Here is a 22,101-nt window from a genome sequence, read left to right on the forward strand (position 1 = left end):
ATGAAACGAACCTTGTTCTTTGCGCTTTCTGCGCTGCTGCTTGCCGCTGCTGCCTGCTCGGGACGTCGCAGCCTGCTCGATTCGCCCGTACCGCTGGCCGTGCGGATGGCCGAAAGCGAAATCGCCCGCAACCCGTCGGCCACGTCGCTCGACGGAATCGCCCCGGGCAAAATCAAGTGGAACTACACGACAGGGCTTGAACTGCTGGCCATGATCGACGCGGCCGACGCTTACGACCGCCCCGATTTCTACGAGTATGCCCGGCGCTATTACGATACCATCGTGCGGCCCGACGCGTCCGTGCTGACCTACAAGAAGGAGAAGTACAATCTCGACCATATCTGCCCCGGCCGGCCCCTTTTCATCCTGGCCGAGCGCACGGGCGAGGCACGTTACGCCCAGGTTCTCGACACGCTTTTCTGCCAGTTGCAGGAGCATCCCCGCAACGACGACGGGGGATTCTGGCACAAGCTGGCCTATCCGCACCAGATGTGGCTCGACGGCCTTTATATGGCCGAACCGTTCTATGCCGAATATGCGGTGCGCAAGATGGGCGGAAGCGAGCTGTTCGGGAATCTGAAAGCCGATGTCGTCAGCCAGTTCGTATTGGTCGGCAAGCATACTTATGACCCGGCTACGGGACTTTATCGCCACGCCTGCGACGTTTCGCGCCAGATGTTCTGGTGCGACAAGACCTCCGGACAGACGCCCCACGCATGGGGCCGCGCAATGGGGTGGTACGCCATGGCCCTTGTCGAGACGCTGCAATATTTCGGCGTGGACGAGACGACGCAGCCTATGGCCGATATTCTGAATCATATTTACGAGGTGCTTCCCAAGTTCGCCGACCCCGAAACAGGCATGTGGTACCAGGTGCTGGACCAGCCCGGCCGCGACGGCAACTACCTGGAAGCCACGGGTTCCATTATGTTCGTTTACGCCATGCTGAAAGGCGTCCGGCTGGGCTATCTTCCTGCTGAGATGCAGGAGGAGGCGATGCGGCTGTACGAACGTTTCGTGGAGCGTTTCGTGCGGGAAAACGAGGACGGCACGATTTCCATAACCGACTGCTGTGCGGTGGCCGGACTCGGCGGAAAGGACATGCGCGACGGTTCGTTCGACTACTATATCTCCGAGCCCATCATCGAGAACGACTGCAAGGGCGTAGGCCCCTTTATCTGGGCTTCGATGGAATACGACCGCGCCCGGGGACGGCTGACGAAAAAGTAGGCGGGGCACTTTGCCCGCTCTCGCGGATATGAAAACCGCCCCGGAATTCCGGGGCGGTTTTATGGTTTGAAAAGTTGAGCCGCTATAAGATATAGCGGATGTCCTCGGCCCGATAGGCGGCGGGCAGATGGTGGTTGTCGACCAGCACCGTGGGAGTTTCGGCGATGCCGATACGCCGGCAATATGCGATTTGCGCCTCCAAGTCCTTGCGGGCCATGGGGTGGACGGTCGCGTCGGACGGCAGGGTGCGGGTTTTGTACCAGCCTGCAATCAGGCGGTCGGTCTCGGGCCATGTATCCTGGATGCCGGAAGAAACGATCCGCAAGGCTGCGTCGTAGGAACGGCTGTCGCCTTTGTTGACTAAGAAAATCAGGTCGATACGGCAATTCTGCACCGAGGAAATCGCCCGGTGTACCTTTGCGCAGCTGGGACACGCGGGGTTCATGATGACGGTCAGCGTATGGTCGGCTTCCGCGTAGTTGCTGATAGGCTTGGCCTCCTCGGTATCCGTCTCCATCTTGGGCTGCTGGGCCAGCAGATACCAAAAAGTTTCGGGCGAATTCAGCAACTTTTCGTGCGTGTATTTCAGCTGTTCGGCTTCGCTCTCTTTTTCGGCCGTATCGGTACGTTGCCGGAACGTCAGCAGTCCCAAAGCGGAAAGAAGCCCGAGGGTAACCCAGTCGATGGCTTCGTGTGACCGCAGGACGGTCCAGCCGACCAGCGCGGAAAAGATTCCTGTTACCCAATAACGGGCTTTCCGGTCGATGTGGTCGAGACATTGCCGAAAGAAATAGGCGATGCGGGCCTCGACCCTTGTCCGCTCGTCCTTGCTGACCATCAGCACGTTGCCGTCCCAGATGTCGCGGAACTGCTCGAAAGAGAGGACGGAACTCTGTCCCGATGCGTCCCGAAGCAGAATACGCTGCGTAATTTCGTCCGTTTTCTCGACCAGGAAGAACGGGAATTCGTCGTGCCCGGCCATGATAATGACGGGTTTGCCGAGGGCCGTGAACTGGTTGAACTGCAGCCGGCAGATTCTGTTCGGCACCCGCAATTCGTCCAGCGTGTCGCAGAGCGCCCGGATGCTGTGCGGCAGGGGATGCCTCTCATAAATAGTCCGAATCCGCAGTTCGCTGATCCGGATGCCGACACGGGACAACAAAAGATAAAGCAGATAGGACATATTCCGTAGTTTTAGGTTATTGCAATAACGATCTTTCCCGGCGGCATTCGTTCCCGTCCGGGGGAAAATTGGCTGCGGCAAACATTTGCCGCAGCCATGAAAACATGAAAGAGGAAGCCTTACGGCCGACTAATTGCGGCTATACTCTCCGTAACCCTTGAAACCGGCTCCTTCCAGTTCAATCCGATAAAAATCGGGGTCGGTCGGTACAATGAGGATGGTCATCGGCTCGAAATCCGTGTTGCAGGTGCAGGCGCTCACGACCTGACCGCAGGAATTCGTTACCGTAACGACCACTTCGCCTACCGGATCATCGAAATAGAAAGCCAATTGGTCAGCGAACAATTCGGCCGTAATAGACGGTTGAGGTACTACCGAACGAGGACGCAAATTGGGATCGTGACCTCCAATAAAATTTAGATCAACTTTTGTTTTTTCAGTTTCATCCGGCCCTTTATATTTAGTAGCTCCAAATGTATTAATCCCATTGCTTAAAAATAAGCTTAAGATAAGGATCACGATTTTCTTCATCTTTTATTTGATTTAGATTAGTAAAATTTCCAGTTGCAAAAGTAGTAGTTCGGGACGAAATATGCTACCGAATTCTGTTAAATTTGATATGATAGGGCCTTTTGTAAATGCTTAGCTATAAGTTGTTTGTAAATATATAATCATATAGCTGGATTTTGATTTGCTTTGTTTGTATGTAATATGCTGAATATTAATATATTACATTGTTTGATATTCGGTTTTTTAGTTATATTATTTGTATCTTGTTGATTTATAGCCTATTGCTTTTTATTATATATTTTGGCCTAATTCTTTCATTGTATGAAGAATGTGATTTTCCAAGTTTTCAGTCTGATTGACCAATCCTAATTTGTGCCGGATTTTACTCCGCATGGTATAAATGCTGTAGACATTCGTATGGTTGTAGAGAATACGGATGCTTTCTGCTGAGAAGCCCAAACAGATAAAACCGCAATAACATAGTTCATGCAGCGAAAGCGCCGGATAATTGTTTTGCAAATAGTCGATGATTCCATGGCATGAGATGTTGGCGATGGCAATTACGTCTTCTGCCAGTTCGCGGTTTTTGCCGGATGCAACTTTGATATGCTCTTTGAAATGTTTGTAGAAGTTATCCGTGTTTTTTTCGTAGAGCGAAGCCCATTCCAGGAGTTGCTGCAAACTTCTGATCCGGTTGCCTAACAGAGCGAACAAAGCTTGCGACTGCTCGTCCTGTACATGGATGTTCTTTCTGATTTCATTGTATTGCTCCGTCAGTCGGGCGTAGTGCTCGTTTCCTTCCTCCACATAACGTTTATACTCTGCGATTTTCCGGTTCTTTTTCCGTAAGGTTCTTCTATGGGAAGCGATAAGAACGCTGCAGCCGCTTAGAATAATAAGAGCGATTAATGCGAAAGAGGCTATTTCATATCGGTGAATAAGTTGTAATGTTGAATATTCTTTTTCTAAGTTTTCAGTTGTGTATCTTTGTTCGTAGTATTGTAGTAAATTATTTTGAAAAATAGTATTGAGAGAATCGGAATATCGGATGTATAATTGTTTATATTCTAATGCTTTTTTGTCATTTTTCGATAGACTCTCTATTTGAGACATGACGGAAAGTATACCTACGTTAAAGTTGGTAATTTCCGGGCATTGCAAATAATAATTGTGATAATACCAACGGGCCGAATCAAGATTTTTCTCCAGAAAATAAGTATAACCGACTGTGGGATAATGGTTGAACGGAATTTTCCCATCGGTATATTTCTCATATAGTTTGAATAAATCATGTTTGTAGGATGACGAGGTTACGCTGTCTGATAGCATTTGTACTCCTCCTAAGGATGACATGATACCTAATAGTGAACTAACATCATTAGCCTGGATAGCGATTTCTTTGGCTTCGGACAAACAAGCGAGTGCTTCGGGCTTTTTGTCGATAAGGCTGAGCGAAACGCCTTTCCGCCGCATGGCGTAGAGCAGGTAGAATGTTTGTCCGGTATTCTTGAAAGCGTCGACGGCTTCGGAATAGGCCGTCGCGGCATCGCTGAAGCAGAATTGTTCGTAGTAGAGGTTGCCGAGATAGGTGTAAATCAGCGCCTTCATCCGGTCATCGTCGGTTTTGACGACGTGTTCGCGTGCCATAAGCAGCGCCTTGATGGCTGTTCCCGATTCGGCGGCATTGCCTTTGACTACTGCGTAATAGTAGTGGGCTTTCGCCCGTTCGATGTCGTTGCCGCGGCGCGAGTAGTAGCGAACTGCTTGGTCGACAAGCGAATCGTTGTCTACGTCGATATAGTTTTTGTCGAGAGCCTGCGACAGCAGCAGCGCATGGCGGGCTTTCTTTTCGGGTGTTGCGAGGGCCCGGCGGTCCATCGAGTTGAGAATCTCCAGTGCGCTGTCCGGATGGTCGATCATCAGCGCGTCTGCGCGGTCCAGCTGTTGTTTGATATGTCTCTGACCGCCGCAGGCCACGGCCAGCATTGCAAGGAACAATAGGGCTAAAGATTTCTTCATGGTACTAAAGTCTGTAATCCTACTTAATACAAAGATACGAAAAGTCGAGTGCAGAAGCAAACGCAGTATGATTATGCCGAGACGGAGTATCTTCGACGAAGTCAAAGATAGAAAACATATCGGTCTTTTTCAGCTATCGGCATCGCTTTTATTTGCGATTCATTGAAAGGTTTGCGGGATTCTTCGGTTTGAAACCCTTTCAGAGAGCACGCAGAAGCCGAATAATAACGGAAAAACGGGCTGCCGAAATCGGCAGCCCGTTTTTGCAAAACGGTTTTACGGATACGGATTTATTCGTAATACGTATATTTGATGCTGAAGAAACGCAGTCCGTTGCCCGAAGGATAAACATAAACCGGAGTTGCTCCGCTGACCTCTATCTCGAATTCGCAGGTCGTAGGTGCGTTCGACGACGTGCCGCCGACCTGGGTGAAGGTTTCGCCGTTGACGGTAACGCTTACCAGGCGGGTCGCATCTTCGGAAGAACCGGTATTCGATGCCACAACCGTCAGCTTACCCGAGGCGGGAGCCGTAAAGTAGCACGACCGGTCGCCGTTGGCCTTGCCGCCGCCCCATTGGATGAATTTTTGGGATTCTCCGTTGACGGAGGCTGTTCCGTATTTGGTCTTGGAGCCGGTCAGAATCGTGAGCCCGTTCCATACCAAATCGGAAATCGTTTCAGTAAGCGAGCCATCGGAGCCCATCTTGTCGCCGATTGCGGTGAAGCTCGGGTCGTCTCAGTCCCATACGAGTTCTTTCTGCGTCGGGCCGGCATCCGGATCGACATAGGTATATTCAAATTGCTTGTAGCGAATACCGCCGCTCGTGTAGATGTAGACTACATCGTTGGCTTTGAGTTCCTCTCCGTCGAAGATGACGACTTCCTTGATGCCTTTGCCGACGAGTTTGCCGGTCAGAATCTTCTCTCCTTTGTTGATATTTGCGGTTATGGTGAGCTCGGTTTCATCGGTCGTGCTTCCGCTCGGGTTCGCTCCGGTTACTTTCAGCGTGCCCGGTCCGGTTTTCGGTACCACGAACGATACACGGCGCGAGTTTATTTTGCCGCCACCGCCGGTACGCAGGAACCAGCCGTCGTCTCCGCGGTTTTCAACTTTCAGCGTGCCGCCCAGCGATTCGATATGCAGGCCGTTGAAATAGGTGTCTGCGGCCTTGTTGTCGGTCGTTCCGATGACCGCCTTGGCATCTGCGAATGCTTCGTCGTCGAAGTTCCATTTGAGCGAAACCAGACCGCCTGCGATAACCTTTTTAATCTTGAACTTGGCTTCGCCCGCTTCGGACGGCGCGTACTTGGTCGAAGTGGAGGTCGGCTGGGCTACTACCGAAATCGTGTATTCGCCGGCGGCCAGCGCGGCAATCGTTGCGGCAGGAATTTCAAACGCGGGTTCGGTGACCTCCGTCGTCGTGCCGTTGAACGTTACGGTGTATTTTTCGGCGTGGGCATTGCGTTCCCAGATTGCGGTAACAGCCTGCTGGGTTCCCTCGTCGATGCTGGTTTCATTAAGCGTCAGCACAGGGGTAGCCAGTGCTGTGACCGTATTCTCCGGGGTGGTGTCCTTGGTCCAGGCGATACGGGTGAACGACGTGTTGTCCGAGCCGGGCAGTACGTAGATGCTGTTTACACCGACGAGGTCGCCCAATACTACCTTGTGGGGTTTGCCGTCGGCGATAATCGAGTAGGTGTCGCCGCCTGCAACGATCTGAACCGTCGAGGTGACGCTCTTGCCCTGTGCGGTCATTTCGATGGACCCGTACCCGTCGGCCTTGAACTCGAATGCGCTGGCGGTCGGTACGCCCTTGTTGGTGATGGTCGCAGCCTGGGCGAAAGAGATACCCGTGCTCATGACGATTTCGGCAGGGCCGTAGATACGGATGTTCTCGATAATCGTTTGGTTTTCGACCGTTTCGGTGTCGAACTTGGTCTTGTCGGTGAAGTCCCAGGCGGCAGCTTCGGCGATGGGTTCCAGTTCGGTCGGACGTACCACTACGGGTGCCGATGCGTTCCACCAGCGCGGGTCGCCCGCCTTGTTGGCGGCGATGGCACCGTTTTTCAGATACAGCTTGCCTGCGATGGAGTTGGTGCAGGGGTCTTCTGTAAGCATCATACCTCCCTCGGCCAAAGCCAGTTCCTGGGTAAGCGCCTGGCCGTTCAGGTCTTTGGACTTTTGGTTGAGGAAGAAATTTTTCCCGTTCTTGTCCGTGGTGCCGACATTATAGAAATAGTTGCCTGCGCAAATGGGGGCGATATTCGTGTCCTTGGTGCCGGTCAGTTTGACCCATTGCTTGCCGTCCTGCTCGGGCACTTCGTTGGGGTGGTTTTCGTTGAGGAAAACGCACTTGGTCAGATTGACGGCCGCAGGCGTGAATTTCTGCAACTCGAAAATGCCGGAGTTGTTCGACGAGCTGATTGTCGCCGTAACCTGGTTGAACGTGCAGTTGGCAATGTTGACCGTGCCGACCGAACCGCCCTCGCGGCAGCGGAGGAACGTGCGGGCGCATGCGTAGAACGTGGAATTCTTGATCTCTATCGTGCCGTATTTGCTGCCGGCCTTGATACGCAGGTCGATGAAGTCGCCGCCGGCCGAGCCGATGGGGTTGATGTCGTGGGCATAGATGCCGTCATAAATCAGGTTTTCGACGTTGAACTTGTCGGCTCCGCTCCAAAGGCCCTTGGTGAAGCCCGTGAATTCGCAGTTGATGAATTCGGCATTGCCGAGCGTCGCGCCCGTAGTTATGAAGTAGCCGCATTCGTTGCCGCCGTCGATCAGCACATCTTCAAAATGGATGTTCGTATTTTCGCCGGTCACCTTGAACGAACCTTTCACTACGGGTTTCGCTCCCTCGGGGCTCGATTCGCCGTAGATTTCCAGCCCGTAAGCGAACGTATAGGGGTCGAATTCCGGGCTGTCTGCCGGTTTGGTCATGCTGCTGGTCAGGTCGTATGCTTCGCCTCCGTTGTAGGCAAGCAGGAGTTTCAGATCGGCTGTCGCACCCGTAATGGCTGCGGCGAAATCGGCGCTGTTCGCGATTTTCGTAGTTCCCTCGGTGCTGGGACGGGTATAGGCCGTGAAGTGGCCGCGCGAACCCGACTTGCCGAACAGCAGCGTGAACTTGTAGTTGGTGCCGGGTTCGAGGTTTTCGATTTTGGCTTCGCAGGCGCTGATCTGTTCGTCGCTGAGCGGCATGACCGTAGCCGTAGCACCCTCGACCGGAACCACCAGCTCGTAGCGGATGGAGGTCAGGTCTTTCGGGTCTTTGGCATTCTGGTCCCACTGCACGGTCACCGTCGTTTCGGTACGTTCCTTGGCTTTGGGGTTGAGTGCCGAGCGGACGGCCGACGTCGAAACGGCTTCGACCAGATAAGCCCAGCGCGAGCTCTCGATTTTGGCGCTGACGCCCTGCACACGTGCCCAGAATGTCTTGTCGACAGCCAGGTTCTTGACCGTGAAAGGCACGCCGTCCTTGGCCACTTCGACGGTTTGGTAGGCGTTGCTCGAATCGAAGTTTTCGGGCATTTCGTATATCTCGACTTCCTTGCCGTCTTCTTCTTTGATGGTGGGAACGGCCTCGAAGAGTTCCAGAATGTAGGCGTCGGCGTTCGACACGGCGCTCCACGAGAATTTGATGTCCGTGCCGACCGCAGCGTCGACGTCCGCCTCGAAGTTCAGCGGGGTCAGCACGCGGGTGTACGGAATCTCGTTCATGGCTTCATCGACGTCCGAGCAGGAAGCGGCGAACGCACCCGCGCAGAGCATGAGCCCGAATTTCAGATTTCTGAATATCTTTTTCATAATTGTACTGTATGATGCTTAACCGATTTATTTCTGCGGGTAACCGAAGTCGTTGACCAGCGAGCCCTGCGCATTGCTGAGGTTGTGGGCGAACAGAGGCCACGTCGAACGCGGATAGGGGTCGTCGTAGTCGTTGAAGTAGAAGTACATCCAGCGGTAGGAAGTTTCGGCTTCCCAGAGTGACGGATCCGCCTGGCAGAAGACGCCCTGCGAAAGGAAGTCGATCCGGTTCCAGCCGCCGTTGTCCGCTTCGCTGTTGTAGTCCGCGGGGGTCTTGGCGATTTCGTCCTTTTCCAGGCCGAAGATTTCGATGCCCTGTCCTTTTTGACGCCAGAAAGCATAGTAGGTCGGGAACGTGGTCAGCACGTTTTTGCCGCTCTTGTCCTTGAAATCCTTGGGTTCGGTCAGCTTGGCGTAGTCAGCATAGGCTCCGCGCATGTAGGCCAGGTCTTTCAGGTCGTTCTTGGCTTCGTCCAGCTTGATTTTGAGCAGGCCCCAGCGGATGAGGTCCTGTTTGCGGAGGAACTCGCCTGCGAATTCCAGCGCGCGCTCGTCGATGATGGCTTTCATGATGGTGCCTTCGGTCTTGCAGTCGTTGATGGCGGCGTCATCGCTGCTGGCGGCCGAACCGATGGTCAGCGCGTCGACATAGGCGTCGACCATGCCTTCGTTGCCTTTGTAGGCACGTTTGCGGACTTCCTTGAGGTAGCGTTGAGCCCGGCTCAGGTCACCTTCCCAGGCAGCCAGTTCGGCGGCCATAAGATAGATGTCGGCATAGCGCATGACGATGGGTTTGCAGCCGTCGCCCGTACCGCCCGGATAGTTGTTCATCCATTCGTAGCGATACTTGCCCCAATAGAAGCTCGTGGCGTTGCGCATCTCCCAGCCGCCTTTGGTTCCGTCTTCGTTCTCGACGTCCTGGTTCCAGCGCATGGGCACGCAGGTGATGTCGCGGCGGGTGTCCTGTTTCTCGTATTTCCACCACAGCGTGGGGTTGGGGCCCGTCTGGCCGCCTTTCGACGACTTGTCGCCGATGAAAGGCGAGTTGGCGGTGTGGGGGTAGGCGTGGGCGTAGTTCCAGCGGCCGCGGGCATCGCCGAACGGCTGCACGTAAATCACTTCGCGGGAGCCGCTCACGTGCGAGAAGTCGTTGAATTTGTGCCACAGCTGCTCGAAGTCGGATTCGAGAGCCAGCGAGCCGCTGCCGATGACGTCCTCCAGGTGCCGCAGCGCCTTGGGATAGAGTTCGGCCTTGGACATTTCCTGCTTGGTCGAGAGACGCAGTGAACCGAAGTTGCCGGTTCCGGTCTTGCCGTCGTCGGGACGCCATGCGTAACCTGCGGCGTTGAGTGCGATACGGGCGTAGAGACCTTTGGCGAAAGCCTTGTTGATGCGGTCGGTACGCATGGTCTGCGTTGCTTCATAAGGCCAGTAGAGCATGGGGATGGCTTCCTCGAGGTCGGCCAGCATGGCCTTGTAGAGGTCGTCGCGCTCGGCCTTGGGGTCGTAGAGCGTGGCGGAAGTCAGCGGTTCGAGGTGCAGAGGCACTTCGCCCCACATCTTGATAAGTTCGTAGTAGAAGAACGCACGGTAGGTGAGCGATTCGCCCAGCAGATAGGCCATGTCGCGGTTGTGGGCGACGTTGCCGTACTGCTTCAGTCCCTGGATGGCAAGGTTGGCGCGCTCGATACCGATCATGATCTCGTTATAACCGTTGTTGGTGGTGTTCAACGAACTGTTATCGGTCTTTGTATCGTATTCGGCGAGGTTGCGTTCGTCGACTTTGGCGCCCGAAGCCGTCGACCCCGTTTTGAGCTCGATGTCGGTGTTGTAGCCGTACATGTGGTTCAGACGGGCGTTGTAGGAGTTGGTGTGGGCGAAGATTTCGCTGATGCCGAGTACCGTGTATTCGGCCGTGGTGTAGTTGGCGAATACCTTGGAGGCGTCGAACGACGACTGCGTTTCGACTTCCAGTATGTCGTTCAGACACGAGGTCGCCAAACCTCCCATCAGCAAGAGCGTGGAAATGCTGTATAATATCTTTTTCATATAGGTATGTCTTCTTGAAGTTTTTCAGGCTTTTAGAACGAGAGGTTGAGACCGAATACCCACGAGCGGCTCTTCGGGAACGCCGAGTAGTCGACGCCGGGGGTCAGCGGGGTCGCACGGCGCGTGTCGACCTCGGGGTCGTAGCCCGTGTAGGGGGTCAGGCAGAAGAGGTTGGTGCCCGTTGCGTATACGCGTACGCGGGTCAGCCGGATTTTGCGGGTCAGGTGTTCCGGAACGGTGTAGCCGATCGTCAGCGACGCCAGACGCAGGAACGAACCGTCTTCGATGGCCCAGCTCTGAGCGACGCGTTTGGTCGAGTAGGGGGTCCACATGGTTTTGCCTGCGTTCATCTGTGCCAGCAGGGCGGGGTCGTTCACCAGTTCGCCCGTCGCCCAGTCGATGTTGGTCCAGCGGTTGGAGGGCGCCATGGTGTTCAGTACGTTCTGACCCTGCGTGGTCTTCGTGGTCGAGAATTCGATTTTGTTGGCGTTGTAGATTTCGTTGCCGTAGGAATAGGTGAAGTTGGCGGCAACGTCGAAGCCGTAGGCATAGGCCGTCAGCGAGAAACCGCCGGTGAAGAGCGGCTGCGTGTTGCCGATGCGCGTGATGTCGTTGGTCGTAATCTTCGTGGGGTCGTCGTCGCTCACCTTGGCCAGACGGGGCGCACCCGGACGCAGGCCGTAGTCTTTGCCGAGGATGTCTTCGCTGCTGGCGATACCTTCTTTCAGGGTCCAGGTCTTGCCGTCGTAGTCGAAGTCGTCGACGGTGTACATGCCTTGGTTGACATAGCCGTAGATGTCGCCCAGCGGACGGCCTTTCTTTACGATGTAATCGTAGCCGATTTCGGTCGAGAACATACCTGCCGAGGCGGTGATCTGGTCCAGACCGCCCAGGTCGACTACTTCGTTCTTGTTGAACGAGATGTTGGCGTCGAAGTTGATGCCCCACTTCTCCTTGCGGACCAGCGCGGCGCCCAGCGTTACTTCGATACCGCGGTTCTGCACCTCACCGAGGTTGCGGTATTGTTCCGAGTAGCCGCCCGTGACGGGGAACTTGATCAGCAGGTCCTTGGTGTTCGATTGGTAGAGTTCGACGCTACCGGTCAGACGGCTGTTCCAGAATCCGAAGTCGATACCGATGTTGTGCGAGTAGGTCGTCTCCCACTTCAGGTCGGGATTCGACATCGTCGTGCCGTTGGACCAGATGACCGAACCTTGCGAAATCCACGAGGTCTGCGATGCGCTGAAAAGCGTCTGGGTCTGACCCGAGGGGATGTTGTTGTTGCCGGCCGTACCGAAGCTGTAACGGATTTTGAGGTTGTCGATCCACGTTGCGTTCTTGAGCCATTCCTCGCCCGAGAGACGCCACGAAGCGGCTACCGAGGGGAAATAGCCCCATTGGTTGCCCTTGGCGAACTTCGACGAGCCGTCGGCACGCATCGTGGCCGATACCATATATTTGCCTTTGTAGTCGTAGTTCGCGCGGCCGAAGAACGAGAAAAGAATGTCGTCGTTGGCGTATTTGTTGGCTACCGACAGCGGGTGCTCGCCCGAGGCCATGAATTTCCAGGCCATGTTCGAGTCGAAGAAGTCGGGCAGACCCTCGACTACGGTGTTCATCGTGTTCTGGCTCGTGCGGAGATACTCCATGCCGACCAGCAAGTTCAGATTGTGGTCCTTGGGCAGCAGTTTCTTGAAGTCGTACTGCAAGGTGTTGGTGTTGCGGATTTTATCGCGGTAGATGCCTTCCCACTCGGCCAGCGGCTTGTTCTGATAGCCCGCCGACGCGTAGCGCGATGCGTAGGACGAAATGCCGTAGAAGCGGTCCTTGACTTGTTTGTAGTCGTCCAGACCGGCTTCGATGCGCAGACGCAGGTTGTCGATGATTTCCCATTGGAAGGCGGCGTTGGCGTTCCACGTCGTGCGGTTGTAGCGCGAATCGTTTTCGCGGACGGCCTGGATGGGATGTACGTAGTTGCTGTAGTCGTCGGGGTTGTCTTCTTCAATGATGGCCGCATAGCGCGGAATCGGCGAGTAGACAATGGCGTTCTTCAGTCGCGAGTTGCCCGACTGCGAGCCGCGGTCGTTGAGACCGTTGGCGCCCGAGCCCGTCACATGAACATCCGAATAGCGCACGTTCACGTCGATGGACACACGCTTCACGGGTTTGAACTGGCCTTTGAAGCTGAGGTTGTTGCGTTTGTAGTCCGAGCCGATCATGATGGTCTTCTCGTCGTGGTGCGAGTAGCTGGCCGTCCACTTGTATTTGTCGCCGTTGCCCGATACCGAAAGGTTGTGATCGAATACCGTACCCGTGCGGCCGAACACCTGTTCCACCCAGTCGTTGGCCGGCATGTTGCGGTAGAGGTCCATGTCTTCCCAGGTGCCGTAGTTGGGCGTGTAGTAGCTCTTCGTGTTGCCTTTGAGTACCGAATATTCGTATTGCGTGCGCACGAAGTCATAGGTGTTCTGCGGAACCAGCGCATCCTTGTTGGCCATGTTTTTCACACCGCCGTAGATGTTGTAGTTGACCGTTATGCGGCCCGATTCGCCGCTCTTGGTCGTGACGATGATTACACCGTTGGCACCGCGCGAACCGTAGATGGCCGTCGAGAAAGCGTCTTTCAGCACGTCGATGGACTGGATGTCCGAAGCCGGGATGTCCGAGATGCTCTCCACCGGGAATCCGTCGACAATGTAGAGGGGCGAGCTGTCCTGCGTGATGGAGCCCGTACCGCGTACACGGATGCGGACGTCGGCATCGGGGTCGCCCTCGGTTGCGGTCACCTGCACACCGGCCATACGACCCGACATGGCTTCGCTCACCGAGGCTACCGGCATCTGGGTCAGCGCTTCGCTGTTGATGGACGATACCGAACCCACTACGTCGCGGCGTTTCACGGTGGCATAGCCTACCACCACCACGTCGTCCAGCTGGTTCGAGCTTTCCGAGAGGGTCACTTCGTAGTCGGTCTGCGAGGGTTGGAGCGTCACATAGCTGTCGTCATAGCCGATGAAGCTCACCCGGAGCTGCTTGGCCGAGGCCGGGACTTCGATCCGGAACTTGCCGTTCAGGTCGGTACTCACACCGAGCGTCGTCCCTTCCACCACGACCGATGCGGCCAGCACGGGCCCCATGGAATCCTTGACGGTGCCGGTGACGGTCCGGCTTTGGGCCGAAGCGCTCCCTGCCGCCAAAGAAACGAACGCCAAAACGAGCGCCAAGCGTAGTGCCGCCGTCTTGGTGAAAGAGTAGAATTTCTCTGTCATAGTCAGAAGTTTTTAGTTAGAGTTTTGGGAAATTTTTATCAATTCGTCGGGTTTCGGTTAACGAAATTAAGGATTCCGGTTCCGGCGGGCAGGTAAATTTTATCAATTGTCTGGTAGATTTTGTCAGCCCTGCCATGACAGACGGATACTCCGTCGGCCGGACAGAGTAGCCGGACGGTGCGTATCTCGTTCGTTTTTAGCCCTTAACTTCGTTTCGGCGGCTAAAAACAGGCCGCGGCATCGGTAAAGACATTTATTTAATTTGTCTTTGCCGATGCCGGCCCCGGTTCTTACTTGATTTCGGCGTAGGTGCCTGTCGCAGTCTGCGCTTTGGTGATGTCTTTCACCAGGTAGTGGAGGTAGATTTCCAGATTGGTGTAGAGACCTTGCGGGTCGAGCGTCTTTTCGTTGCCGTCGGCCTTGTTGTCGCTGTCCAGACCGAACAGGTCTTCATAGTAGTCCGGTATGCCGTCGCCGTCGGTGTCCTTGATGCGGTCTATCTCTTCTTGGGTAGCCGTCAGCGTCGGATAGCCTCCCTTGTCGTCGGGCGTGTCGATCAGACCGTACCAGCTTCTCTTCAGTCCGTTGGCGTTGGTCGTCGTTGTGCCTTCGCCCGAAGTGCCCGTGCCGTTCTTTACGTCGGTCAGTACTCGTGCATCGGCTTCATCCTGCCGGAGCGAAGCACCGCAGTACTGCATCATCAGGTTGAATGCTTCGTCGGCCGTGTGGGTCGTCACGCTGCAAGCCTTGCCGTCAGCTTCCACCGGGTAGGCGCTGCTGTTGTAGACGAACTGGTTCAGGTCGGTGGAGGCCGGATGTTTCGTGTTGATGTCCATCGCCTTTTTGTTGTCGGCGGTCAGCGTTTGGCCTTTGGATGCGTCGCCGACGGTGGTGTCGAACTTGTTGTTATTCTCAAGATAGAGGTGCGGAGCTCCCGTTACGGGCGTTGCCAACCCGTTTCCGTCATAGTAGACGTCCGCGTAGAAGAACCACAGACGCTGGCATGCCTTGCTTGCGCTTTCTACGCCGTTCTTGTAGCTCGGGCCGGTTCCTTTGTACGAAGCGGGGCCCCATTTGTAGTAGTTGCCGATGTAGTTCATCTTGATGCCTACGCCGCCGTATCCCGGGAAGTTGCAGAAGTTGTAGACTACGTTGTTGCGGAAGTCCACCAGACGTTTGTCGGACGTGATGCCTTTCTTCTTGGAGTTCTCGCGTCCCTGTTCCTGGTCGCCGTATTGTTCCGGGCCGTCGAAACGCGGGTTGCGCGAATCGTGGTGGGCCAGAATGTTGTGGTGGAACGACGCCGGAGCACCGCCCCAGATGCCTCCGTAGCCGTGCGAGCCTTTGCCGTGCTTGCCGTTGCGGAGCGATTCGTACATCATGCACCATTGCATGGTCATGTTCTTGTTCACATAGAACGAGGCGCATTCGTCGGTCGACCACGACATCGAGCAGTGGTCGATGATGATGTTCTGCATGTCGCGGGCTCCGATGGCGTCCAGACCGTCGTTCCCGGCCTTGTCGCCCGGGCGGATACGCAGATAGCGGATAATCACGTTGTCGGCGGCAATGTTCAGCTCGTAGTTCTTCAGACAGATACCGTCGCCCGGCGCCGTCTGGCCCGCGATGGTCACGTCGCCGTTCTGGATTTTCAGCGTCTTGGCCAGTTCGATGGTTCCCGCTACGTCGAAGACGATGGTTCGGCGCCCTGCTTGTTCGACCGCCGCACGCAGCGAGCCTGCGCCGCTGTCGTTCAGGTTCGTGACGTGGATTACCTGTCCGCCGCGGCCGCCCGTGGTGAACATGCCCGCGCCCTCGGCTCCGGGGAACGCGCGGATTATCCCGTCCTGTTCGTGTTCGGGCAGTTCGGCGTCAAAGCCGATGGCTGCCGACGACTTGGTACGGAACTTGACCGGTGCCGATTCGTCGGAATCGCTCATGTAGGGGTCTGTTTCGTCCGCTACGGCACGAAGCGTGAAATAGTAGTCGGTCAGTTCTTTCAGTTCGCCCAAGGTCACGTTCGTCTCGGTAGTTTCGCCCTCTTTCACGGGGGTGCTCTCTACCGTTGCTTCGTAAAGTTTGTAGGCGTATTTCTTCGCTTTCGCGATGTTGGGCCAGTTGACGGTGGCCGATACCGCCGTGCGGTTGCTCACGGTCGCCGTCGGGGTGGCCAGTTTTTCGTGCGCCCGGGTCTTGAAGCTCACGTATGCCGACCACGGCGAGTCGGTCTTGCCCGTTTCTTTCGAGACGGTCATCGCCCGGAAGCGGTATTCGGTGCCTTCGGCCAGGTCGTCGAACGTGACGCTCAGGGCCGTTTCCGAGCCTTCCTTGATGATTTCGCCGCTCTTGTCGGCCAGTTGGTACTTGTAGCTGCCCGCTCCCTCGACCTCCTGCCATTCGAGCGTCGCCGAGGTGTCGGTCAGTGTTTTCGTGTCTACGGCGGGTTTCGGGGCCGGGAGCATGTTGCTCGATGCGGTCACATACTCCGACCACTCCGAATCCTTGAATTCCGAGTTGGGGCGTGCTTTCGACATGACGCGGACCGAGTAGAGCGTCTCCTCCTTCATCGTGAACGAGTAGGCCGCGGCGAAGACGGTGCCGGTTTCGACCGTTTCGTCAGCGTCGTTTTTCACTTCCCAGCCATATTGGTGGGCGTTTTCCACAGCGCTCCAGCGTACCGTCGCCGTGTCGCCGTCTACCGTGACTACCGGGGACGGGGCCGCAAGCGGGGTTCCTCCGTTCATGGGGTCGGTCCCGTCCGAGCCGCACCCTGCCAGCAGGGCCAGCATGCAGGCTCCGAAGAGCCGTTCGATCAGTTTTTTCATAGATTCCTAATAGGTTATTTGTTTGTTTCGTGTTTCGTCCGGAGAGTCGCAGAAGTTCGGGCGGCGCCTGGTTGGTTCGGTTTCGCCCTCGGCCCGGGAGCCTTTCAGCTGTACAAAATTATTTATCGCTCCGGCCCGGATATTGGATTTTTTGACGTAAAACCGGGACTTTTTAACGGCGCTCCGAAAGGGCCGCACCTATATATTATATGGTATCGTCGGACGGGGTTCCGTTTTCGGCTGTCGCCGGGGCGCAATTCCGTTTCGGCCGTGCGTCGTTCCGGCCGCAGATTTGCTCGGCCTTATTATGAAATTGCGAATTCATTTCGTACCTTTGCATGTTATTCCGTAGCTATGGCAGAAAACGAAAAAGAGTTGCTGGAGCATATCGGCGGGCAGGAGTACAAGTACGGCTTCACCACGCAGATCGACACCGAGCTGATCCGGAAAGGGTTGGACGAGGAGGTCGTGCGCCTGATTTCCGCCAAGAAAGGCGAGCCGGAGTGGATGACCGAGCGGCGCGTGGCGGCTTTCCGTCATTGGCTTACGCTCGAGCCTCCCACGTGGGCCCACCTGACCATACCCCAAATAGATTTCCAGGATATTATCTACTATGCGGCTCCCAAGCCCAAGAAGCAGTTGGAGTCGATGGACGAGGTCGATCCCGAGCTGAAGCGCACGTTCGACAAGCTGGGTATTCCCTTAGAGGAGCAGATGGCGCTCGCGGGCGTCGCCGTCGACGCCGTCATGGATTCCGTTTCGGTGAAGACCACTTTCAAGGAGACCCTCGCCGGGATGGGCATCGTCTTCTGTTCGATCTCCGAGGCGCTGCGCGATTATCCCGACCTGGTGCGCAAGTACCTCGGGAGCGTCGTGCCCTATACCGATAATTTCTACGCTGCGCTCAATGCCGCCGTCTTCTCCGACGGGTCGTTCTGCTACATTCCCAAGGGGGTGCGGTGTCCCATGGAGCTCTCCACCTATTTTCGTATCAATGCGGCCGGCACCGGGCAGTTCGAGCGCACGCTCATCGTCGCTGACGAGGGGGCCTACGTCAGTTATCTGGAGGGCTGCACGGCTCCGCAGCGCGACGAGAACCAGCTGCACGCCGCGGTGGTCGAAATCGTCGTCGAGAAGAACGCCGAGGTGAAGTATTCCACCGTCCAGAACTGGTATCCCGGCGACCGCGAGGGCCGCGGCGGCATCTATAACTTCGTCACCAAGCGTGGCATCTGCCGCGAGAACGCGCGTCTTTCGTGGACGCAGGTCGAAACCGGTTCGGCCATTACGTGGAAATATCCGAGCTGCATCCTCGCGGGCGACAATTCCGTCGGCGAGTTCTACTCCGTCGCCATGACCAACAACCGTCAGCAGGCCGACACCGGTACCAAGATGATTCACATAGGGCGCAATACCCGCAGCCGCATCGTCTCCAAGGGCATTTCGGCCGGGCGCAGCGAGAATTCCTACCGCGGACTCGTCCGCGTGGGCAAGGGGGCCGAGGGGGCGCGCAATTATTCGCAGTGCGATTCGCTGCTCATCGGCGACAGGTGCGGGGCGCACACGTTCCCCGAAATCGACTGCCGCAACCGTTCGGCGGTCGTCGAGCACGAGGCCACCACCTCGAAGATTTCCGACGACCAGTTGTTCTATTGCAACCAGCGCGGGCTCTCGACCGAGGATGCCGTCGGGCTTATCGTCAACGGCTATGCCCGCGAGGTGTTGGCCAAGCTGCCCATGGAGTTCGCCGTCGAGGCGCAGAAATTGTTGGCTCTCAGTCTGGAGGGTTCGGTAGGATGATGCGGGACTCGGAGATGAAAATCGTCGTGTTGAACGGAAGCCCGCGCCGCGGGGGCGTGGTGTCGCAGATGCTGGGGCATGTTGCGGCCCATCTGCCGGAGCAGTGCCGGGCCGAGGAGTTCTTCGTCCACGACTTGCAGGTAAAGCCTTGCACGGGGTGCATGCGCTGCCGCACGCTCGGACGCTGCGTGCTCCCGGAAGACGATGCGCACCGTGTTGCCGAATTGTTGCGCGATGCCGACGCGCTCGTCGTCGGATCGCCTTGTTATTGGGGTAATATGACGGGCGAATTGAAAGTGTTGTTCGACCGGGTGGTCTATGTGATGATGGGCGAGCGGGAGAACGGAATACCCGTGCCGTTGCACCGGGGCAAACGGGCCGTCGTGGTCTCTGCCTGCAATACGGTGTGGCCGTTCAACGTTTGGTTCGGCCAGACCGGCGGTGTGTTCCGTTCCGTGCGCGAGATTCTCAAGTGGAGCGGCTACAAGGTGGTCGGCACCCTGGCCAAGGGCGGTTGCCGCAAGCAGGGCGGGCTGACGCCGCGGGAGATAATGAAATGTAAGAAATTGGCAAAAAAGATATGTTGAGCATTAAGAATTTACATGCGTCGGTCGACGGCAAGGAGATTTTGCGGGGCATCGACTTCGAGGTCAAGGCCGGCGAGGTGCATGCCATCATGGGGCCTAATGGTTCGGGTAAGTCTACTTTGGCGTCGGTGTTGGCCGGTAATGAAAAGTTTACCGTCACGGAAGGTTACGCTACTTTCTTGGGGCAGGATTTGCTGGCTATGTCCATCGAGGATCGTGCCCGTGCAGGATTGTTCCTCGGGTTCCAGTATCCCGTCGAGATTCCCGGCGTCACCATGGCCAATTTCATGAAGCTGGCCGTCAACGAGCAGCGCAAGTTCCGCGGCCAGGAGCCTTTGTCGGCTGCGGAGTTCCTCAAGCTCATGCGAGAGAAAAGCGCAGTTGTCGAGTTGGATGCCAAGCTCACCTCGCGCGCCGTCAACGAGGGGTTCTCGGGCGGCGAGAAGAAGAAGAACGAGATTTTCCAGATGGCCATGCTTGACCCCAAGCTGGCCATCCTCGACGAGACCGATTCGGGGCTCGACATCGACGCTCTGCGTATCGTCGCTACGGGCGTCACCAAGCTGCATACGCCGCAGAACGCCACGGTGGTCATCACCCATTATCAGCGGCTGTTGGATTATATCGTCCCCGACGTGGTGCATGTCCTCTATAAGGGCCGCATTATCCACTCAGGCGACAAGACGTTGGCCCTCAAGCTCGAAAAGGAGGGTTACGACTGGTTGATAAACGAGTATAAGGAGTAATGGCCGCCCTTACCGATATTCTCAGCGGGTTCCGGTCCGTCGGGAGCGAACGGCTCCGCATCGGGGACGATTCCGACGCAGTGCAGCCTTTCGTCGCCGTCGATTCCGCGAAGTTGCGCGTCGAGGTCGCTGCCGGGGTTTCGGCGCGGCTCGTCGTCGTGCACGAAAAGCCGTTGGCTTCGTCGCTCTCTTTCCTGTTGGAGCGCGGGGCGCAGTTGGAGGTCACCGAGGTCTTTCTGGGCGAGGCTTTCGCCGAGGTCCGGACGGTCCAGGCGGCCGACAGTTCGTGTTGCCTGACAGCCGTACAGCTGGCCGGCGCCAACGTTTCCTATCGGATAGACCTCGACGGTGCGCATGCCGCCAGCAGGGTGGGCGGGCTTTTTCTCGCCGCCGAGAGCGAGCATTGCGTCATGGAGCTGCGCACGGCGCACAACGTGCCGGACTGCACGAGCGATTCGCTCATGAAGGGTATCGCAGGCGGCAATGCCGTCGGCGAGTTCCGGGGGCTGGTCTACGTTGCTCCCGATGCCCAGCGGACCGATGCCCGCCAGCAGAGCCGCAATATCTTGTTGAGCGAAACGGCCCGCATCGATGCCAAGCCCCAGCTTGAAATCTATGCCGACGACGTCAAGTGTTCGCACGGCGCCACGGTGGGGCAGATGGATGCCGAAGCCATTCTCTACATGCGGCAACGCGGATTGAGCCTGGCGCAGGCGCGGCGGTTGCAGATAGAGGGTTTCGCAGGCGACGTCGTGCGCCGTTGCGGAATCGGCGAGTTGGGCGAGGTGCTCATGGAGGCCGTCGCCCGTAAAATGGAAACCATGTAGCCATGTTCAGCGTCGACGACATACGCCGGGAGTTCCCGGTGCTCGGCCGCGAGGTCTACGGCAAGCCGCTCGTCTATCTGGACAGCGGCGCGACGGCGCAGAAGCCGTTGCAGGTGCTTGACACCGTCGACCGGCTCATGCGGGAGCAGAACGCCAACATCCACCGCGGTGTCCATTTCCTCTCGGAGGAGATGACCGAGTTTTACGAGGGTGCCCGCTCCCGCATTGCAGGGTGGCTCGGTGCCGCCGAGAAGGAGGAAATCATCTTCACTTCGGGTGCCACCGCGTCGCTCAATACCGTGGCTTACGCATGGGGCGACAAGTTCGTCGGGCCGGGCGACAACATCGTCGTCAGCGAGTTGGAGCACCATTCCAACATCGTTCCGTGGCAGCTGCTCGCCGAGCGCAAGGGGGCCGAAATCCGGGTCCTGCCGTTCGACGACGAGGGTGCGTTAAGAACCGACCTCCTGCCGTCGCTTATCGACAGCCGAACCCGTGCTGTCGCCGTTACGCAGGCATCCAACACATTGGGCACCCGGCCCGACCTGCGGCCCGTGGTCGACGCGGCGCATGCTGCCGGGGCTATCGTCGTGGTCGACGGGTGCCAGGGGGCCGTCCACGGCGGGGTCGACGTCCGGGCGCTGGACTGCGATTTCTATGCTTTTTCCGGCCACAAGCTCTACGGACCTACCGGCATCGGCGTGCTCTACGGCAAGCGGGCCCTGCTCGAATCCATGCCCCCGTTCATGGGGGGCGGCGACATGGTCGACCGGGTGACTTTCGCCCGCACCACGTTCGCTCCCGTGCCGCTTAAGTTCGAGGCCGGCACGGCCAATTTCATCGGCGCCATCGGGTTGGGCGAGGCCGTGGCGTTCATGCAGCGGTTCGACCCGGCCGAAATCGAAGCCCACGAAAGCGCCTTGCTGCGACACGCCGAAGCGCGCCTGCGCGAAATCGACGGTCTGCGTATCTACGGCAGCGCGCCCGGCAAATGCGCCATCGTCTCGTTCAACGTCGAGGGGGTGCATCCCTACGACATGGGGATGATCCTCGACAAGCTCGGCATCGCCGTGCGCACGGGCCAGCATTGCGCCGAGCCCGTCATGGACCATTTCGGCGTCACCGGCATGTGCCGCGCGTCGTTGGCCCTCTACAACACCCTCGCCGAAGTCGATGCCTTGGCCGACGGGGTGCGGCGCGCCGTGCGGATGCTGCGCTGACCTGATATACCTTATATATAATAAAGG

General features: G+C 57.0%; 14 protein-coding genes. 6 read left to right on the forward strand and 8 right to left on the reverse strand.

The genetic code is table 11. The annotated features are described in order from the left end of the window. Nucleotides 1-1,230 carry a glycoside hydrolase family 88/105 protein gene (locus tag NFR47_RS06390; protein ID WP_251214739.1) on the forward strand — a complete coding sequence of 410 codons (1,230 nt, stop codon included), beginning with the start codon at nucleotides 1-3 and terminating at the stop codon, nucleotides 1,228-1,230. Between the two features lie 82 nt (nucleotides 1,231-1,312). On the opposite strand, the gene NFR47_RS06395 is transcribed toward NFR47_RS06390, so the two are convergent. The 8 genes from NFR47_RS06395 to NFR47_RS06430 all read right to left on the reverse strand — a co-directional run bounded on the left by NFR47_RS06395 (nucleotide 1,313) and on the right by NFR47_RS06430 (nucleotide 16,894). Continuing rightward, nucleotides 1,313-2,413 carry a cysteine peptidase family C39 domain-containing protein gene (locus tag NFR47_RS06395; RefSeq protein ID WP_251214740.1) on the reverse strand — a complete coding sequence of 367 codons (1,101 nt, stop codon included), beginning with the start codon at nucleotides 2,411-2,413 and terminating at the stop codon, nucleotides 1,313-1,315. A gap of 129 nt (nucleotides 2,414-2,542) precedes the next feature. Beyond that, complete coding sequence (locus NFR47_RS06400) at nucleotides 2,543-2,944, reverse strand: DUF3244 domain-containing protein (RefSeq protein ID WP_251214741.1); 402 nt, start codon at nucleotides 2,942-2,944, stop codon at nucleotides 2,543-2,545. A 270-nt stretch (nucleotides 2,945-3,214) separates the two neighbouring features. After that, a complete protein-coding gene (locus NFR47_RS06405) occupies nucleotides 3,215-4,942 on the reverse strand; it encodes a hypothetical protein (RefSeq protein ID WP_251214742.1) in 1,728 nt (575 codons plus the stop codon). A 290-nt stretch (nucleotides 4,943-5,232) separates the two neighbouring features. Continuing rightward, complete coding sequence (locus tag NFR47_RS06410) at nucleotides 5,233-5,646, reverse strand: hypothetical protein (protein ID WP_251214743.1); 414 nt, start codon at nucleotides 5,644-5,646, stop codon at nucleotides 5,233-5,235. A 33-nt stretch (nucleotides 5,647-5,679) separates the two neighbouring features. Continuing rightward, complete coding sequence (locus NFR47_RS06415) at nucleotides 5,680-8,751, reverse strand: fibronectin type III domain-containing protein (protein WP_251214744.1); 3,072 nt, start codon at nucleotides 8,749-8,751, stop codon at nucleotides 5,680-5,682. Between the two features lie 27 nt (nucleotides 8,752-8,778). Next, on the reverse strand, nucleotides 8,779-10,800 hold the full coding sequence (locus NFR47_RS06420) for a RagB/SusD family nutrient uptake outer membrane protein (RefSeq protein WP_251214745.1): 2,022 nt from the start codon (nucleotides 10,798-10,800) through the stop codon (nucleotides 8,779-8,781). Nucleotides 10,801-10,832: 32 nt separating this feature from the next. Beyond that, nucleotides 10,833-14,069, reverse strand: coding sequence for a SusC/RagA family TonB-linked outer membrane protein (locus NFR47_RS06425; RefSeq protein WP_251214746.1), 3,237 nt, complete (start codon nucleotides 14,067-14,069; stop codon nucleotides 10,833-10,835). A 290-nt stretch (nucleotides 14,070-14,359) separates the two neighbouring features. Further along, entirely contained in the window at nucleotides 14,360-16,894 is a 2,535-nt protein-coding gene (locus tag NFR47_RS06430; protein WP_251214747.1) for a fibronectin type III domain-containing protein, read from the reverse strand. Between the two features lie 354 nt (nucleotides 16,895-17,248). Here NFR47_RS06430 and sufB point away from each other — a divergent pair, with 354 nt between their 5' ends. Genes sufB through NFR47_RS06455 form a run of 5 tightly spaced genes read left to right on the forward strand, consistent with a single transcriptional unit; the run spans nucleotide 17,249 to nucleotide 22,074 of the window. Beyond that, nucleotides 17,249-18,694, forward strand: coding sequence for a Fe-S cluster assembly protein SufB (sufB, locus tag NFR47_RS06435; protein ID WP_251214748.1), 1,446 nt, complete (start codon nucleotides 17,249-17,251; stop codon nucleotides 18,692-18,694). Between the two features lie 14 nt (nucleotides 18,695-18,708). Then, on the forward strand, nucleotides 18,709-19,281 hold the full coding sequence (locus NFR47_RS06440) for a flavodoxin family protein (RefSeq protein ID WP_251214749.1): 573 nt from the start codon (nucleotides 18,709-18,711) through the stop codon (nucleotides 19,279-19,281). Then, complete coding sequence (sufC, locus tag NFR47_RS06445; protein ID WP_251214750.1) at nucleotides 19,275-20,027, forward strand: Fe-S cluster assembly ATPase SufC; 753 nt, start codon at nucleotides 19,275-19,277, stop codon at nucleotides 20,025-20,027. Before NFR47_RS06440 ends, sufC begins: the two co-directional genes overlap by 7 nt. Further along, on the forward strand, nucleotides 20,027-20,854 hold the full coding sequence (locus NFR47_RS06450; protein ID WP_251214751.1) for a SufD family Fe-S cluster assembly protein: 828 nt from the start codon (nucleotides 20,027-20,029) through the stop codon (nucleotides 20,852-20,854). Before sufC ends, NFR47_RS06450 begins: the two co-directional genes overlap by 1 nt. A 2-nt stretch (nucleotides 20,855-20,856) precedes the next feature. Beyond that, on the forward strand, nucleotides 20,857-22,074 hold the full coding sequence (locus tag NFR47_RS06455) for an aminotransferase class V-fold PLP-dependent enzyme (protein ID WP_251214752.1): 1,218 nt from the start codon (nucleotides 20,857-20,859) through the stop codon (nucleotides 22,072-22,074). Nucleotides 22,075-22,101 lie beyond the last annotated feature (27 nt).

The organism is Alistipes muris, assembly GCF_943193205.1.
In the GTDB taxonomy this organism is placed as follows: domain Bacteria; phylum Bacteroidota; class Bacteroidia; order Bacteroidales; family Rikenellaceae; genus Alistipes; species Alistipes muris.